Origin of the sequence: Adonisia turfae CCMR0081, from assembly GCF_011009555.1 — a bacterium.
In the GTDB taxonomy this organism is placed as follows: Bacteria; Cyanobacteriota; Cyanobacteriia; order Phormidesmidales; family Phormidesmidaceae; genus Leptothoe; species Leptothoe turfae.
Map to the genome: position 1 here is coordinate 493,268 of NZ_QXHD01000003.1, position 16,860 is coordinate 510,127.

A 16,860-nucleotide genomic window follows, 5' to 3' on the forward strand; every position below is an offset into this window, starting at 1 on the left:
TTTGCAGATGTGATGCATGGTTCTGCTGCAGGCGGGTTTGAAAAAATCCTTGGCATGCCCATCCATGAAATTAATGGCGACGCAGACCCTCTGTTTGAAGGGGGGGCTCCTGAGCCCTTGCCCAAGTATATTCCCAAGCTCTACAAGGCCATCAAAGAGCGTTACCAGTCTGGTGGCAAAGGTTTGACGGTCGGTATTATCTTCGATGGTGACAGTGACCGGGTAGCTGGCATGGATGGCCAGGGCGAGTTTTTGAGCTCCCAGGTACTCATTCCTATTTTGATTGAGCACCTGAAGGAACGCCGTAGTTTTGAGGGTGAAGTGATCAAAACCATTAGCGGCTCTAACCTGATGCAAAAGGTAGCTGAGCTCCATGGCCTATCGGTGCATGAAACGCCCATTGGCTATAAGTACATTGCCGATCGCATGCTAGAAACTAAGGTGTTAATCGGCGGTGAAGAATCTGGCGGCATTGGCTATGGCCATCACATTCCTGAGCGAGATGCGCTGTTATCGGCGCTGTATCTGCTAGAGGCTGTGGTGAAAAGTGGTAAAGATTTTGGTCAGCTGCACCAGGCTTTACGACAGCAGACTGGTTTCACAGGAGCCTATGATCGGATTGACTTGCCCCTGGCCAATATGGATGTGCGGGCTAAGCTGCTGGACCAACTCCAAAATGCTACACCGACTGAAGTTGCCGGTAAGGTCGTAGGCGATGTGCTTTCCATTGATGGTTATAAGTTCACCCTGGCGGATGGCAGCTGGTTATTGATTCGCTTTAGTGGCACCGAGCCAGTACTGCGTCTCTATTCCGAAGCAGCCACCCTTGAAGAAGTGCACAAGCACTTGAACTGGGCTAAGGATTGGGCTAATTCAGTGGGCTAGTCCTTTATTTGGATTGGTTCAAACTGAGATGAGGATCATGTCCCTTGGGGTGTGGTCCTTTTTATATACTCGTTAGGTAGGCGGTCAATTACCCCAGTACCCTAATACATGGCTCGTTTTTCTACAGATGCTTCTGATAGTGAGTTAATTCGTAGCTTGAGAGCTGGACACCAGGAAGCACTTACTGTTCTCTACGATCGCTATGGTGGCTTAGTTTATACGGTTGCCTTGAGATTTTTAAAACAACCCGCTGAAGCTGAAGACCTCACCCAGGAAATATTTTTTAATTTTTGGAAACAGGATAAGTATGACCCTAATCGGTCTGTCTTAAGTACGTATCTAAGCCTGGTGACTCGCTCGCGAGCCTTAGATCGAATTGCTAAGCGCAGTACCCAAAAGCGTTCTCTACAGCAATTAAAATCCTTACCGGATCGCACCATAACGCCCCTGGAAAATGCCACCTTATCAGAACAGCAAGAAACCTTGCGACAAGCCCTCTCACAACTTAAAGATCAGCAGCGTCAGGTTCTAGAAATGAACTTTTATCAGGGCATTAGCCATGCAGATATTGCTCGACAGTTAAATATGCCTTTGGGAACTGTAAAAACGCGAGCGCGTCAGGGGCTCATTGAACTGAGGAAGCGATTAGGGGATGTGGTTGAATGATGAGCAACAACAGGCCCGGTCCGTTGCCAGAAGAAAAATATATGTTGCTCTCAGGTTATGTGCTGGGGGACTTAACCTCGGAAGAGGTGGCGCAGGTGGAGCAGCTGGCCCTTGATGATCCGGCAGTTTTGAAAGAATTGCATTCTCTGGAGGCGAGTTTTGAGCTGCTGCCCCAAGGATTAACGCAGATATCGCCACCGGCAAGTTTACGGGAGCGGTTTTTCGTACCCTCTAAGTCACTTGAAACGGCACCTGTTCTGCCCCAGGGTTCTAAGGGAGTTATTTGGAAAATTTTGGTGGGGCTGGCTGCGATCGCAACCCTAGCCCTAGCCACTGACAATCTAAGACTACGGCAGCAACTGGCCCAACAGCTCGAAGAAGATCGAGTGGCTGCCATTTTACAACAGCCCAACAGTCGGCTAATTGCGTTGACGGGCAATGGCACCAACGCGGCTGGCACACTATTATTTACCCCCGGTAATTGGCAAGAGGTGATTGTCTCATTAGGCGATTTGCCACCGCTGCCACCAGACGAGGTTTATCGGATGTGGTTAGCGTTAGAGAACGGAACAGTTATTTACTGTGGTGAGTTTAATACGGGAGACGATGGTTCTATATTTGTCAGATTTACCCCCAATGAAACACCACCGGAGGGGGTAAAAACCACAGAGTTATTTGTCACCATTGATGGCCGTCAAACGGACCCTGACCCTTCGGGTGTGCGGGTAATGACGGGGGCAATTTAAGGGCGTGAACTTAGGCAATGTAGGGGCGTTACATGCAACGCCCCTACATCGATTATGCTTGGGAGGTGTTTGATGCCGCTGTCTGATGGTTGCCGAGGTTACGTTTACCCCCATAGCTTATATTCAATCTTGTTATCCCGATCGATTTGGCATTCCTCGGCAGGCGGGGTTGGTAGAGTCGGCCTACGCAGATATTGTTTTTGAGGCTACAGAAGAGAATAAATTAGCACTGCGGGGCATCCAGGAGTTTTCTCATCTGTGGGTTTTGTTTATATTCCATGGGCAATCCTACGGTGATTTTAAGCCCCTGGTGAGACCCCCACGCTTAGGGGGTAATAAGAGTGTTGGCGTCTATGCCACCCGTAGCCCCAACCGCCCCAATGCCATTGGCATGAGTGCTGTCAAACTGTTGGGAATGACTGAAAAGAAGAGAAAATTGCGTTTGCAGGTGCAGGGAGGAGACTTTTTAGATGGTACGCCGGTTATTGATGTCAAACCCTATGTGCCCTATGCAGATGCAATTCCCACAGCTGATGGAGCCTGGACGGTGGAGCAGCAAATATTGTTGCCAGTGCGCTGGAATAACAACGCTGAATCAGTTTTAATTGAAAGCCTAGAGCCTGAACCAGAGAAACTACGCCGTTTAATTGAAGAGACCCTAGCGCAGGATCCACGTCCAGGATATGAACGTGGAAAAGATGGCCGAGAGGGGCAGCGCTGGAATATGCAGGTCAGCCATTACAGCGTCTTTTGGACCGTGAAAAATGGCATAGCTGAAGTTGTGAAATTAGAGCGAGTTGAGAGGAGACCCACCCCGAAAACCCTGTAGGGGCAGTGCCTTGTGCCTGCCCAGAGATAACATACGCCTATGCTGCGATGTCAACTAAAAAGAGTTTGCCACAACAAAAAGACTCCCATGCCGACAAGAATTGTTAGCAGCAGATTCTTTTTCCAAAGCCCCACCCCTAACGCAGCTAGAGCACCCATCAGACGCGGATTACCCACCCCGAGCCAAAGGTTACCGCCTTCTATGAGGACGCTGGGGACAATAATGGCAGTTAATACCGCCGGAGGGACATAGGTTAGGGCCTGCAGTAGTCGAGGTGGCAAGGTAATGTGACCACTCATGGCGAGGAGCGGGTAGCGGATCAAGAAGGTGACAAGGGTCATGCCGCCCAGCAGTAGTACTTCGTTCGTCATAGTTCTTCTTTGAGCTTCTTTGAGTAGTTTTCGAGTAGGACACCCACAAGGATGCCTGCGATCGCAGCGACCATCAGACCCAATTGATGGGGCAAGCCTCGGGCGAGCAGAGCCGTAACGCCTGCCGTGACAACCGTAGCCACCATGGGTCGATTCGTTAAATAGGGAATTGTCATGCCAATAAAGGTGGCGACCATGGCAAAGTCCAACCCCCAGGCACTGGCATTGGGAATGCTTTGACCCAGTGTCAGCCCCAGCAGGGTGCACAGTTGCCAATTAACATACATGGCCAGGGCTGAGCCAAACTGAAACCAATGTTTGTGAGGGGATGGATCATCCTGGCGATAGCGTTGGATGGCCACCATAAAATTTTCATCAGTCAGCCAAAACCCCAACGGTAACTTCCATGTCTGGCTAAGGTGTTTGACATAGGGAACAAGGCTAACGGCGTAGAGCAGATGTCGCAGATTGACCACCCAGGTCGTCAGAATGATAATACCGATGGGGGTATCCGCTGCCAACAGCCCCAAGGCAATAAACTGGGACGAACCAGCAAAGACAACGGCTGACATACCCATCGCCCCCCCAAAGGAGAGTCCGCTGGACTGAGCCAGGGTACCAAAGATAATGCCAAACGGAATTGCGCCGACGATCAGGGGGATAGTTTGCCGAGCCCCCGCCCAAAACTCATGCCAGGGACGCTGGGTCAGCTTAGAGACCATAGTCATGGGAATATCTAATGCAAGATCACCCAAAGCTTAGATCGGCTTAACTAGGCCTGTCTTGAACGTTTTTGCACTAAATGACGCTCATCGAGAAAGTAATAATCACCAGAGGAATAGGCATCTTCTTTTGAGTAGCTAGAGTCCACTATAAATTGAGGGGGTCTAGCAGCAGATGTTGTCAGGGGAATATCGGTAATACATGATACACACCTAAAAAATCGGCCCTGACTGCCTGAAAATTAACTGTGAGATCGCTAATATCCCTGGCCCACCAGCATTGACTGAATACAATCCTGATCATGAATGCCACTCATGGGATTCCATCAAAAAAACACGCCCCATAAAAAAATAGATATGCGCTATGGTGGACCATATCAGGCCCTAGTACAGCGTTTACTAGGCGTTTGACTTATTCAACCTGCACCAGTCGCGTTTTTTGTTGTACGGAGTTTTTTGAGAGTTACTTTCTAGCCTATTTTTAGTCCCACAAGAGAATTTAAACACAACGTTGTTGTAATTGTTCAATGCCATGGGGCATCCGTTAAATTGAACGATGGTTTGTCTTTTGGTCCTTAGGTGATCCAATTGTTTTTCCACCTGTTTATTGTCTGAACATTATCCGAACTTCGGTTTGAATCTGTCAAAGTTCGATAATATGGAACTATCGACCAAGGATCGCTGCTAGCGGCTCCTGTCAGTTTTTTAGCTTTTATGACTTCACACTCTGGTTCTTCAACAGCATTAGAGACATCCTCCATGCAGTCCTCCTCTGTGTCATCTCAGGTCCCAAGTCAGCGTAACTGGTTGATTTGGCTGGCAACTTTGATTGTGTTGGCTGGAGGAGGCTTTGCACTGTGGCTATTGTTAGGTAGAGGTGGCGGACCATCGGGTATGCCCATGGGGGGTGCTGTTCCTGTCACAATAGAACAGATGCGGCCAGAAACTTTACGCGATCAGGCTACGTTTGTTGGCACGTTAGACGCCCAAGCGGGGGTGGTGCTGCAGCCGGAAGCCGATGGTCGGATTACTCGCATCTATGTTTCATCCGGTGACCAGATAGCGGCAGGTGATCCCATTATGGAGCTGAGTGCCGATCGCTCTCAAGCTGAGCTGAGTGCAGCGTTGGCCAGTGTCAGTGCAGCGCAATCGGCTCGGGATAACTCTCGGGCTCAACTGCAATCGTTGGTGGCGCAGCGTATTCGCATAGAAGCAGATGTGAAGTTACAAAACACTGAATTTGGGCGTACACAACGTCTTGTGGAGGCAGGGGCTCAGTCACAGCAGGAATTGGATGAGGTAGAACGCGATCGCGACGCGGCCATTGCGTCTTTAGAGGCTGCCACAGAGGAAATTGAGGCGGCTCAGGCAAGTCTGAGCCAAGCCGAGGCATTTCTAGAACAGTCCCAAGCCACAGCAGAGGCCACCCGTGAAGACTTGCTGGATAAAACGGTGACCGCACCGATTGCCGGTGTGGTTGGCGATATTCCAGTGGAACTGGGGGATTATGTGCAAGTGGGGGGGACATTGACCACCATCACCCAAAATGAAGTGCTGGAGCTGGAGATAGATATTCCTGCTGAACAGCTCGGTGAAATTCAACTGGGCATGCCGGTGGAGCTACTGACCTTTGGTGCTGGCGAACCCGTGGCTACTGGTGCTCTAAGTTTCATTTCACCTCAAACAGATGTCTCAACCCAAACCGTATTGGCAAAGGCTCGGTTTTCGAATTTAGCAGGCAATTTACAGGATAACCAGCGCGTAGACGTGCGCGTTATTTTAGATGAACGTCCTGGTCTATTGATTCCAGCGACGGCCATTACCCGTTTAGGGGGACAATCCTTTGTTTATGTAGCAGCTGATGCACCACCGCCAGAAGATGGGCAGCCCCCCATTGAGGGACCGGTTGCTCAGCTACGACCAGTTACATTGGGCGCTATGCAGGGCAACAACTTTCAAGTGCTAGAGGGTCTCTCCGCCGGAGAAGAGATTGTGACCACTGGTCTATTAAATTTGCAGGACGGTGTGCCGATTACTCCCCAGGAAGAAGCGGCTGAGGCCGGTGTATCTCCTTAAGTCTGTTGTTGGATCATTTCAATTCCTCTTCCGCCCAGGGGAAGTACAGGACTACCCCATACGTCTAGGGTAGGTACAAGACCAGCCCCTACGTTGCCTTTTTTGCCTAAGCAATTAACAATACAAGACCAGCCCCTACCCCCCACCCTATTGGCATCTTTCCATGGTCAACTATTTTATTAAGCGGCCTGTTTTTGCCACCGTCTGCGCCATTATCATTCTGTTGATTGGTGCGGTGAGCATTCCTACACTGCCCATTGCCCAGTATCCAGACATTAGTCCCACCCAAGTTAATGTAACGGCCACCTATATTGGTGCCGATGCCGAAACCGTTGAGAAAGCCGTCACCACCGTGTTAGAGCGGGAGATTAACGGGGTGGAAGGGATGCGCTATATTTCTTCCAACAGTAGTAATAGCGGCATTAGCAATATTGTCGTCACCTTTGACGCCAGCCGCGACAAGGATATTGCAGCCGTCGACGTGCAAAACCGGGTGTCGCTGGCAGAGCCCCAGCTACCGGAAGAAGTGCGGCAGACCGGTGTGGTCGTGTCCAAGCAGAACAGCAATATTCTGCTGGGCATGAGTTTGTTTTCAGAGGATGGCACGTTTGACAGTGTGTTTTTAAGTAACTACGCCGATTTATACATTGTGGATGCCCTGCGACGGGTGCCCGGTGTTGGGGATGTGGTTATCTTTGGCGAACGTACCTATGCGATGCGCCTGTGGTTAGATCCGCAGCGTTTGGCCAGACGAGAGCTGACGGCTGATGATGTAGTCCAGGCTTTGCAAGAACAGAATATTCAGGTGGGTGCGGGTCAAATTGGTCAGCCTCCCTCACCGGAAGACCAAACCTTCCAGATTGACCTGCGGGCTGTCAGCCGTTTGCAGGAAGTCTCTGAGTTTGAAGAACTGGTCATTCAAACCGGAGAGAATGGCGCTTTGGTAAAACTCAAGGATGTGGGACGAGCTGAGCTGGGGGCAGAAAGCTATAACACATTCCTGCGATTTAATGGCAATGAATCGGTAGGTCTTGGTATTTTCCAACTGCCGGGCAGTAATGCCTTGCAGGTGGCCCAGGGTATACGAGATGTGATGGCAGAGCTGGCGGACGAGTTTCCCCAGGGCATGGAGTACGGTGTTGGTTTCGACACGACAGAGTTTGTCCGCCAGTCTCTTGCTCGCGTAGTCTGGACGCTGGTTCAGGCAGTGGGTCTGGTGGTGCTGGTGATTTACCTCTTCCTCCAGGACTGGCGAACGACGCTTATTCCGGCGATTACCATTCCGGTGGCTCTGATCGGTACCTTTGCCATTGTTAAAATCTTTGGCTTTTCCATCAACAGTCTGACGCTGTTTGGTCTCACCCTGGCCACAGGGATGGTGGTGGATGATGCCATTGTGGTGGTGGAAGATATTGCCTCGAAGATTCAGAATCGGGGCATGTCGCCGAGGCTGGCGGCGGTGGAGGCGATGCGGGAGCTGACCGGGGCGGTCATTGCCACATCCCTAGTGCTGATGGCGGTGTTTATTCCGGTGGCGTTTTTCCCAGGGACTACGGGGGCGCTATATCGGCAGTTTGCACTGACCATTGCGTTTGCGATCGCACTTTCCACTTTCAACGCCCTGACCCTCACCCCCACCCTGGCCGGTTTGCTGCTGCGCCAACATACCGGCAGCCACGGCTGGCTAGACATTATCTTCAATCCCTTTAACCGTTTACTTGACAATATACGCGCCCAGTATGGCGGTGCCCTACAGATTCTCAACCGGTTCAAAGTCTTTGTTTTAGCAGCATTTGTAGCATCTTTGGTATTGACCGGCTGGCTATATAACAGTGTGCCATCAGCGTTTTTACCCGATGAAGACCAGGGGTATTTCATTACCTTGATCCAGGGTCCAGAGGGGTCTTCCCTAAACCAGACCAGTAAGGTCATGCGTCAGGTGGAAGAAACCATTTTGGCCCAGGACGGTGTACGAGCCACATTTGCTGTGGGTGGATTTAGCTTTAACGGTAACACTGCTAACAACGGTGTCGTCTTCACGACACTAGAACCTTGGGAAGAGCGACCACCGGGCATAACATCCTTTAGTTTGATTGGTCAGCTTTTTGGCGAATTTAGCAGCATTACTGAAGCGCGTGTCTTTCCGGTAAACCCACCCTCTATTCAAGGTTTAAGCAGCTTTAGCGGTTTCCAGTTTCAACTACAGGATCGACGTGGCAATCTGACCATCGATACCCTGGTGCAAAACATGTTTGGCCTGTTGGGCGCAGCCAATCAACACCCTAATCTCAATGCAGTGTTTAGCACCTATGCAGCGAACTCTCCTCTGATTGAGATTGATGTCGATCGCGATAAGGCTAAAGCACTGGATGTGGACATCGACGAAGTCTTTGGCACATTGCAGACATATCTCGGGTCGCGTTACGTTAACGACTTTACGTTGCAGGGACGCACCTATCGGGTATATGTTCAGGCCGATCAGCAATATCGTTCAGCTCCAGACGATATCAACAAACTCTATGTCCGTTCTAACAATGACGTGATGATTCCCATGGGTAGTCTGGTGAGTCTGAGTGAGACCACTGGAGCCCAAACGATTAACCATTACAACCTCTTCCGCTCTATTGAAATTAATGGCGCGGCGGCACCTGGTGTCAGTTCTGGTGCGGCCATTGACACCATGGAAGAGGTCGCCGCTCAGGTATTGCCAGCCAGCCTTGGCTATGAGTGGACGGGCAGTGCATTAGAAGAGATTGAATCGGGTAGTCAGGCTCCGATTATCTTTGGCTTGGGGATTATCTTTGTATTCCTGGTATTGGCAGCCCAGTACGAGAGCTATGTGGACCCGGTGATTATTCTCTTTGCGGTACCGCTAGCGGTATTTGGAGCCTTGTTGGCTCAGTCGATGCGGGGATTACCGAACGATGTATATTGCCAGATTGGTTTGGTAATGTTGATTGGTTTAGCCAGTAAGAACTCGATTTTGATTGTGGAGTTTGCCAATCAGCTGCGGGACCAGGGGTTACCCATTGTCAAGGCGTCGTTAGAAGCCGCTCAGTCAAGGATGCGACCAATTTTGATGACCGCAATTTCCACACTGAGTAGTATTTTCCCACTGGTAATTGCAACAGGTGCGGGCGCGGGCAGCCGTCAGTCGTTGGGGACAGCGGTATTTGGCGGCATGTTTGTGGCAACCTTCTTGAGTTTGTTTGTTGTGCCGATTTTGTACATCGTGGTGAAGAGTTTAAGCGAACAGTTTAAGCCTCCGAAGGGTCCAAATGATGGTGAGCAAATGGCTGTATATGAGAGAAAAATGACGGGAACAGGCGTTTAACCCACCCCGCTTACAGCTCCCTCCGAGGAGGGAAAATCTGCAGATAGACTTGACCTCTGCAGATTTTTTTTGGCTAAAATTCCGAATTTCTGTATCTAGTAACTGACTGGCTAAAACTAACAGGCTATATTAAGAGCGACTTACTCCATGCTCTATCAATGCCTAAAATCCTGATGCTTGCGGCGAATCCGAATGATACTGCACGTTTACGGATAGGTGAAGAAGTTCGGGATATTAGTGAGGGACTGCAACGGGCTAGTCATCGTGATGAGTTTGAGATTGTGCAACGCTGGGCTGTACGTCCTCGTGATTTGCAGCGGGCGATGCTAGAAGAATCGCCGCAGATCGTTCATTTTTCTGGGCATGGTGCTGGCGATGCAGGCCTGTATTTTGAGGATGTGTCGGGTAATAGTCAGCTGGTGTCGGGAGCTGCTTTAGCAGGTTTGTTTCAGCTGATCGAGCAGAAATCGCCGATTAACTGTGTGCTACTAAATGGGTGTTACTCGCAGGCGCAGGCACAGGCAATTGTGGAGCATATACCCTATGTGATAGGCATGAGTGACGCTATGGGTGACCGTGCTGCGATTGAGTTTGCAGTAGGGTTTTATGATGCGCTGGGGGCTGGGGAGTCGGTGGACTTTGCGTTTGAGTCAGGCAAGGTGGCAATGGCGCTCAATAGTACGGGGGATGAGGATGTGCCAGTATTGTTGAAGGGGAATGTGAAAACCAAAACTCAGCCAGCGTCTCCACCAGCATCTCCACCCGTGACCAATCCTGATCTAAATGAACCGCTAGGTGTATTTATTTCCTATTCCCATAAGGATGAGGGCCTTAAAGAAGAACTAGAGATTCACTTGTCGGCACTAACGCGACAAAAGAAGATTAAGCCCTGGCAAGATCGGGCGATTGAAGCAGGAACAGAATGGGATGATGCGATCAAATCTGAATTAGAAGTTGCGCAGATTATTTTGTTGTTGGTGACACCTCGGTTTATGGCATCAAACTATATCCATGATATTGAACTGGCGCAGGCCATGGAACGTCACAAGGCTGGGACTGCGCGGGTGATTCCTATCATTTTGAAGCCGGTGGACTTTAAAGGAACACCATTTGAGAAGCTACAGGCGTTACCCAAAGATGCAAAGCCAGTGACTCGATGGGATGATCAGGACGAAGCCTTTCTGGATGTAGTACAGGGAATTCGGCGTGTAGTAGAGTCATGGCATGCCATGACTCTACCTGAAACCCCTTAGCACTCCATGGTAAACACCAGCAAAAATCTACCGAGCCATGTTGTTAACTTTAGCGACTATAGGACCAAAAACACAACACAAAAATCCGCTACTGCCTTATTGTGCCTTGATCTAAAAGATTTCATCAAGTTTTTCTACTTGTAGATGTCCTGGCTTTAAATATTAAATTCACAATAATTATGTCTTTATATTAAGACGCTGTAGAACTTGTTACTACCGGGTTCTCAGATATAAATTCTGTTTTTATTCTTAATTTCAAAGCACAAGGATCAGCATCTCCAAACATGAAGCACGTGAAAAGCTCTATCTACCTTGGGTAAAGGTGGTGTGTTTTTGCACATCAAAACAGTCTTTTCATGCTTTATTTTTATGCTTTATGTTTTTCATTTTCAAAGACGGTTCAACTCAATACTAACCCAAGTTTTTAATCTATGCCACTACTAAATGTGCTGACCCACACTCGTATTGTTGATGTGGTCAACCCACGCGTATCGGTGGCCTGCCGCCGTGGAAAAACATCTATTACTCCAAAGACTGTTATTTTTGATCCACACATTGATAACCTAAACTTACTGTTAGATGGTTTACAGGCCAATGTTCAAGCCTATGTGCTGACGAAAGAGCGTGATGGCATAGAGCAAATTACAACATTTCTACAGCAAAATCCAACCCACGATCTCACCCTAATTGGCCATGGCTTCCCTGGTGGCATGGGTCTTGGATCGGCCACACTAGAGCTACATAACTTAGACGATTATGCACAACAGTTAGAGCGGTGGTTTGCCTCGACTAACCAGGCTAAGCTTACCCTGATGGCCTGTAATGTTGCCCAGGACAATGTGGGTCAAGACTTTATCCAGCGCCTTACCGAGATCACGTCAGCTACAATTATTGCTAGCGCCAAAGTGCTCGGTAATGGTGAATGGTTACCTGTTGCTAACTCGTTGTTTACACCAGAAACACTACAGGGCTATCAAGGCACGCTGGCATGGACTCAGGTGGGATCTGGTGCCATTTCTCAAGATATTGCCAATGACTTTGATATTGAACTGGATAGTCAAGGTAGGCCCTACATCATTTTTCAGGATGGTGGCAACGACTTAAAACTTACGGTCAAGCAGTTTAATGGTGTCGACTGGGTAACTGTGGGAACACCAGGGTTTCCTGGCGGTAATGCAAGTTTTGCAGGGTTAGAGTTTGACTCTAACGATACGCCCTATGTTGTCTTCAAAGATAGCGCTAACAGAAACCGGGCCTCTGTCATGAAGTTTGACGGGAATGACTGGGTCTATGTCGGCAGACCTGGGTTTTCTGCAGGTGGTTTGAAAGATATTAGCCTCACCTTTGATGGGGATAGGGCCTACATTGCTTACACCGATAGAAACCAGGATGGACGAGCCACTGTTCAAACGTTTAACGGTACTACTTGGGTAAATGTTGGCCAGCCTGGATTTTCGAGTGGTGAAATTGAGGCCGCTGATCTGAATGTGGATGGTAATGGTGTTCCTTACATTGCGTATCTTTCGGCCAGTGGCCGCACCAATAGGGTAACTGTACAACGGTTTATCAATGGGCAATGGAGCGTTGTTGGCACAGAGGCATTTTCGATTGGGGCAGAGTCCTACGCGCCCGACATCGAGTTTGATAACAACAATGTGCCCTATGTGGTTTATCGCGCCCGGGGCAATGGTGAAGGGAATAAAGCCATTGTAGAAAGGTTTAACGGCACTGATTGGGTGCAGGTTGGCAACAATAATGCCTCCACCGCAGGTGGATTTCACCCTGATATCGAGTTTGACAACAATAATGTTTTACATCTGGCCATTGTTGATCAAGCCAAGAAAGATAAGGTTTCGGTCAGAGTTCTAGAGAATGACACTTGGGTTTATCTGGGGGACAGTGGGTTTTCCATTGGACCAATGAACTTTCCTGATCTTGAATTTGATGTTAACAATATTCCCTATGTTCTCTATCGAGAGACTTTTGATGCTGAGGGAGCTATTGTTAAAGGTGCTGTTGTGAAACGGTTGGGAGAACCACCCGAGGTTGTTGATGAGATTGCGCCTGTACTAGAGAGCATTCGTCGCAAGGCTCCTACCGATGAAGTTGTTAGCGGCGATACAGTGGTCTTTGAGGTCACATTTAGTGAGGCGGTGACTAACGTTGGCCTAGAAGATTTTGTGATTAATGGGGATCCAACAGCCACCATCGATTCCGTGACTGCCATAGACAGCACTCGCTATGAAATTTCTGTTACGGTTAATGCGAGTGCCCCACCTAACAATATCGTTGGCATTGACTTGGCTGGGAATCCAGACATTACGGATATTGTGGGCAATGGGTTAACTTTGCGCGAACCGACCATTGACGAGGTGTATACAATTACTGAGCCGGAACTCCCGGACCCTGTGGAGGAAGAAGAAGAGCCTGTGGTGCCGGAGCCGCCTGTGCCTGACCCCGAGGTACCAGTCACTAATCCAGACCCTGAAGAGCCTTCAGAAGAGCCGCCCACGGCTGGTCCTGACAATGGCAATGATGATTCTCCTCCATTGAACGGCTTACTCACGGTCTTGCCGTCCACCAACGGGGTGGAAGTGACGGAACTAGGTAATGACAACACTATTCGGTTAACGTTTCTCCAGGGGACGATAACTGAGGTTAAGGATGTTATGGTTTTTGGTGCTGGGACATCGCCTACGGACTTTGGAGAGCCCATTGGCCAGTTTTCGTTACTGAACTATAACGAGCTAGCCATGAATACGCTGCCTCTGTTTACGGTCGATAGCGATCGCATTGATCCCGGTGAACAACTCCAGTTTGCTATTCGAGATAATGGTCAGACTCTGTTTGCAACATCAAGCTCAGTGTCTGATTCTGAAGTACTACTAGACTTTAGCAATGGTGTCAGCTTGAGTGTTGAGTTGGCCACTGCAACTGTGAATACAAACCTGCTGGTTAACGATGCTCAGTCTATTGATTTAACTGCTCAATCCTCCGAACTTGCCATGAGCTTCTCGGTATATCGAGAGGCTGCAATGGATAATACGATTGATTTTTACACCACTGACTTTGCCAATGGTGGAATTATCGATACCTTCACAGGACAAACCTTGATGCCTGGAGATGTAGGGTATGAAGAGGCTGCGATCGCAAACCGATTAAACATCAACCTATCGGGTACTAACGGTCAGACAAATACCTTTGAAGCATCCCTCACTGGCGGTCTGCACCTGGGCATCTTTGTCATTATTGATGGCATAGACCCAACTGTGGACGAAGTCGTATTTAGTCACAGTGGTGCTAATACTGGCAATAACGACCACATTAAACATCTGGGTGACAACGCCTTTGGCATCGAAGATCAAGCGGGTCTTGGTGATCGAGACTTTGATGATGTTGTTGTTCGATTTTCCACTATCTAGCTTTTCGCTAGGGCATGATTGATTGAACCCTAAACCATTCCCATGAAAGGACCGGCTGGATATCCAACCGGTCCTTTCATAGTTAAGATGCGCTGAAACTGTGAGATGGTTCAACGGGGAACCAGTGAACTACAATCTTTCAATATCAGCCCCCTGTAAAGAATTGCTTGCGCGTTCACGTCAAGAAACTTTCAGTGATTCTGCAAAAACCTCAGTATATCTTTATACTTAAAACTTCAAATGCTTATAGGGCAAGGCTTTAGGGCTTTGTAAAAAACTTGAAAAAACATCCGGGTAAACCCGTAGCTGTACGAAGAGTAGAACGGATAGAAAGTCTCATACGAGGTTGTATCACAAATAGCATTTATCAACCTTAGATAGTCAGCTTACCTGATTATGTCCAATTAATCACCACCGGCTTAGTCAACTTCCTTGCCCCGGGAAGCCCGAGATCGCCAACCAACACTATCGAATTCGATAGCTGTTGTTGCCTGCTGGATATTTATCAAAAAAATTCTTTCTTTTGTTAATGCTGGCCCTGATTTGGGTAAGCAAACGCTAGTGCTACCTGCTAGAAAATAGTCTGTAATCATTTAACTATCTCAGACTATTTTTCTCCTAGCATCAACACTTTTACGTATATTTCTAGCCTCTTTAACTTTCTATTGCCCGCAAATCTTTCTCCGTTCTTCTACAGCGCATTGTCATGAAACAACAACGTTTTTGGCATACCAAACGCCGTTGCCATATGTACCTGCCCATTTCTAACTCCCCCGGCATGTTTATGTTTATGGGTAAACCCTGGACCCCTAAGGCGTTACAAGCTCTGGGCTTGGTACAGGAACCAAATGAACAAAAAGTCGAACATCAGCCCAAACTGGTCTTTGGCGATCCCGAACGATTTCAAGGTACCTTTTGCAAGACCCAAGGCAAAGGTTCTTCCCCGTCTTGGGGCGCTACCGGTGGTTCTGGCGGCAAAGTTGCACGATCACCTAAGAGTTAAGGGGACTGCACAAAAATAAAGACCCAGGTTGGGGCTATAGATGGGTGGATGAGTGATGGAATAATGGGGTGCTTATTTAATTTAAGTGCAAGCGCCTAAATGTTATCCAAATTGAAGCTTAGGGCTACCTGTATGATACAACAGCCATTCTGAATAAACGCATACGGGAGATCGGAGAAAACGTCTATCTCCCGTATTTTGTATCCTATGACCCAAAGTGCGATCTTCGAAGCCGTAACATTACTTAATATATCTCCATAAGCCCTAACCTAGCCCCATATTGCTTAAGGTTTATTTCAGATAGCTATTAGCGCTCAACCGTATGAGATCCTAGGGTACTTAACGGATCAAAACCACTTTAGACTCGCTTTTAGACATCAACACCCATGGACCAATCTCAGCAATCAACGGCGGTAGTTACCGGGGCCTCCTCCGGCGTTGGCCTATACGCAGCAAAGGCTTTGGCTGATAGAGGCTGGCACGTGGTAATGGCCTGTCGCAATCTGCCTAAAACTGAAAAAGTGGCAAAGGAAGTCGGTATGCCCGATGGTTCCTATTCCATTATCAAGTTAGACTTGGCCAGTTTAGATAGTGTACGTAGCTTTGTAAAAGACTTTCGTGCCAGTGGCAGAACATTAGATTCCCTTGTTTGCAATGCCGCTGTCTATTTACCACTGCTCAAGGAACCCATGCGTAGCGAAGACGGTTACGAGCTGAGCATGGCAACAAACCACCTGGGGCACTTCCTGCTGTGCAACCTGATGCTGGAGGACCTGAAAAAATCGTCCCATCCTCGTCTGGTCATCCTGGGTACTGTAACTGCTAATCCCAAGGAACTAGGCGGCAAGATCCCATTCCCTGCACCACCAGACCTGGGTAACCTTGAAGGTTTCGAGCAGGGCTTCAAAGCACCGGTCACTATGGCCAACGGCAAAAAGTTTAAGCCCGGTAAGGCCTATAAAGACAGCAAGTTGTGCAATGTGCTAACCATGCGCGAGCTGCATCGTCGCTATAGCGAGTCTACCAATATTGTATTTAGTTCTCTCTATCCTGGTTGCGTTGCCGAAACCCAACTTTTCCGCAACCACTACCCAGCATTTCGGACCATTTTCCCCTGGTTCCAAAAGAACATTACCAAGGGCTATGTGACCGAAGCCGTCGCTGGCGATCGCGTTGCTGCTGTGGCTGCTGATCCTGGTTATGAGCAATCGGGTTACTACTGGAGCTGGGGTAACCGCCAGCAGGAGGGCCGTAAGTCCTTTGTGCAGGAAATGTCGAATGAGGCTCTAGACGATGTGAAAGCGCGTCGTCTGTGGGAGCTAAGCGAGAAGCTAGTCGGCATGGCATAGGGATTGGTTCCCCTAAGGACAACCAGATCTAAGGTCATCCCCTCTCGGGAGAGGTGCTGGTTAGACGGGGTGGGTTTCGACCGATGGCGTAAGCGGTCAACCCACCCCGGAGCCCCTCCTTGGAGGGGAAGTTTTTGGTAATTAGCAATAGGTATTGATAGCCCTGGCGTTTGACTTCTTTTTCAACCCCAAAAAATTCTCTTA

Annotated in this window: 12 protein-coding genes; 10 read left to right on the forward strand and 2 right to left on the reverse strand. The window is 48.8% G+C overall.

What is annotated here, in order from left to right; all coding sequences use genetic code 11:
• The 4 genes from DXZ20_RS02800 to tsaA form a co-directional block, all read left to right on the forward strand.
• Positions 1–885: phosphohexomutase domain-containing protein (locus DXZ20_RS02800; protein WP_489670941.1), on the forward strand; the 885-nt coding region annotated here is incomplete at its 5' end.
• 108 nt (positions 886–993) lie between these two features.
• Positions 994–1,551 carry a sigma-70 family RNA polymerase sigma factor gene (locus tag DXZ20_RS02805; RefSeq protein ID WP_163671390.1) on the forward strand — a complete coding sequence of 186 codons (558 nt, stop codon included), beginning with the start codon at positions 994–996 and terminating at the stop codon, positions 1,549–1,551.
• Entirely contained in the window at positions 1,548–2,297 is a 750-nt protein-coding gene (locus tag DXZ20_RS02810) for an anti-sigma factor domain-containing protein (protein ID WP_163696286.1), read from the forward strand. Before DXZ20_RS02805 ends, DXZ20_RS02810 begins: the two co-directional genes overlap by 4 nt.
• 85 nt (positions 2,298–2,382) lie before the next feature.
• Positions 2,383–3,126, forward strand: a complete 744-nt coding sequence (gene tsaA / locus DXZ20_RS02815) for a tRNA (N6-threonylcarbamoyladenosine(37)-N6)-methyltransferase TrmO (RefSeq protein ID WP_163671388.1) — start codon at positions 2,383–2,385, stop codon at positions 3,124–3,126.
• A 50-nt stretch (positions 3,127–3,176) separates the two neighbouring features.
• Here the strand turns inward: tsaA and DXZ20_RS02820 are convergent, their stop codons facing one another.
• Together DXZ20_RS02820 and DXZ20_RS02825 are read right to left on the reverse strand one after the other, a co-directional pair.
• Entirely contained in the window at positions 3,177–3,497 is a 321-nt protein-coding gene (locus tag DXZ20_RS02820) for an AzlD domain-containing protein (RefSeq protein ID WP_163671387.1), read from the reverse strand.
• Entirely contained in the window at positions 3,494–4,225 is a 732-nt protein-coding gene (locus DXZ20_RS02825; protein ID WP_163671386.1) for an AzlC family ABC transporter permease, read from the reverse strand. Before DXZ20_RS02825 ends, DXZ20_RS02820 begins: the two co-directional genes overlap by 4 nt.
• A 753-nt stretch (positions 4,226–4,978) precedes the next feature.
• Between DXZ20_RS02825 and DXZ20_RS02830 the strand changes: the two genes are divergently transcribed.
• From DXZ20_RS02830 to DXZ20_RS02855, 6 genes are all read left to right on the forward strand, one after another.
• Positions 4,979–6,295: an efflux RND transporter periplasmic adaptor subunit gene (locus tag DXZ20_RS02830; RefSeq protein WP_163696288.1), complete on the forward strand. Its 1,317-nt coding sequence runs from the start codon at positions 4,979–4,981 to the stop codon at positions 6,293–6,295.
• A 163-nt stretch (positions 6,296–6,458) separates the two neighbouring features.
• Positions 6,459–9,629, forward strand: coding sequence for an efflux RND transporter permease subunit (locus tag DXZ20_RS02835; RefSeq protein ID WP_163696290.1), 3,171 nt, complete (start codon positions 6,459–6,461; stop codon positions 9,627–9,629).
• A gap of 158 nt (positions 9,630–9,787) precedes the next feature.
• The gene (locus DXZ20_RS02840) at positions 9,788–10,882 is read left to right on the forward strand and encodes a TIR domain-containing protein (protein WP_163696292.1); all 1,095 of its coding nucleotides are present in this window, start codon (positions 9,788–9,790) and stop codon (positions 10,880–10,882) included.
• Between the two features lie 431 nt (positions 10,883–11,313).
• Positions 11,314–14,304 (forward strand): DUF4347 domain-containing protein, encoded by a 2,991-nt coding sequence (locus tag DXZ20_RS02845; protein ID WP_163696294.1) that lies wholly within the window; start codon positions 11,314–11,316, stop codon positions 14,302–14,304.
• A gap of 706 nt (positions 14,305–15,010) precedes the next feature.
• Complete coding sequence (locus DXZ20_RS02850) at positions 15,011–15,307, forward strand: hypothetical protein (protein WP_006518424.1); 297 nt, start codon at positions 15,011–15,013, stop codon at positions 15,305–15,307.
• Positions 15,308–15,693: 386 nt separating this feature from the next.
• A complete protein-coding gene (locus tag DXZ20_RS02855) occupies positions 15,694–16,656 on the forward strand; it encodes a protochlorophyllide reductase (RefSeq protein WP_163671381.1) in 963 nt (320 codons plus the stop codon).
• The last annotated feature ends 204 nt before the right edge of the window (positions 16,657–16,860 follow it).

Bases quoted from the DNA above. Each gene is read 5' to 3' on its own strand.
- DXZ20_RS02805 (WP_163671390.1), top strand. From the start codon at position 994: ATGGCTCGTTTTTCTACAGATGCTTCTGATAGTGAGTTAATTCGTAGC.
- DXZ20_RS02810 (WP_163696286.1), top strand. From the start codon at position 1,548: ATGATGAGCAACAACAGGCCCGGTCCGTTGCCAGAAGAAAAATATATG.
- tsaA (WP_163671388.1), top strand. From the start codon at position 2,383: ATGGTTGCCGAGGTTACGTTTACCCCCATAGCTTATATTCAATCTTGT.
- DXZ20_RS02820 (WP_163671387.1), bottom strand. From the start codon at position 3,497: ATGACGAACGAAGTACTACTGCTGGGCGGCATGACCCTTGTCACCTTC.
- DXZ20_RS02825 (WP_163671386.1), bottom strand. From the start codon at position 4,225: ATGACTATGGTCTCTAAGCTGACCCAGCGTCCCTGGCATGAGTTTTGG.
- DXZ20_RS02830 (WP_163696288.1), top strand. From the start codon at position 4,979: ATGCAGTCCTCCTCTGTGTCATCTCAGGTCCCAAGTCAGCGTAACTGG.
- DXZ20_RS02835 (WP_163696290.1), top strand. From the start codon at position 6,459: ATGGTCAACTATTTTATTAAGCGGCCTGTTTTTGCCACCGTCTGCGCC.
- DXZ20_RS02840 (WP_163696292.1), top strand. From the start codon at position 9,788: ATGCCTAAAATCCTGATGCTTGCGGCGAATCCGAATGATACTGCACGT.
- DXZ20_RS02845 (WP_163696294.1), top strand. From the start codon at position 11,314: ATGCCACTACTAAATGTGCTGACCCACACTCGTATTGTTGATGTGGTC.
- DXZ20_RS02850 (WP_006518424.1), top strand. From the start codon at position 15,011: ATGAAACAACAACGTTTTTGGCATACCAAACGCCGTTGCCATATGTAC.
- DXZ20_RS02855 (WP_163671381.1), top strand. From the start codon at position 15,694: ATGGACCAATCTCAGCAATCAACGGCGGTAGTTACCGGGGCCTCCTCC.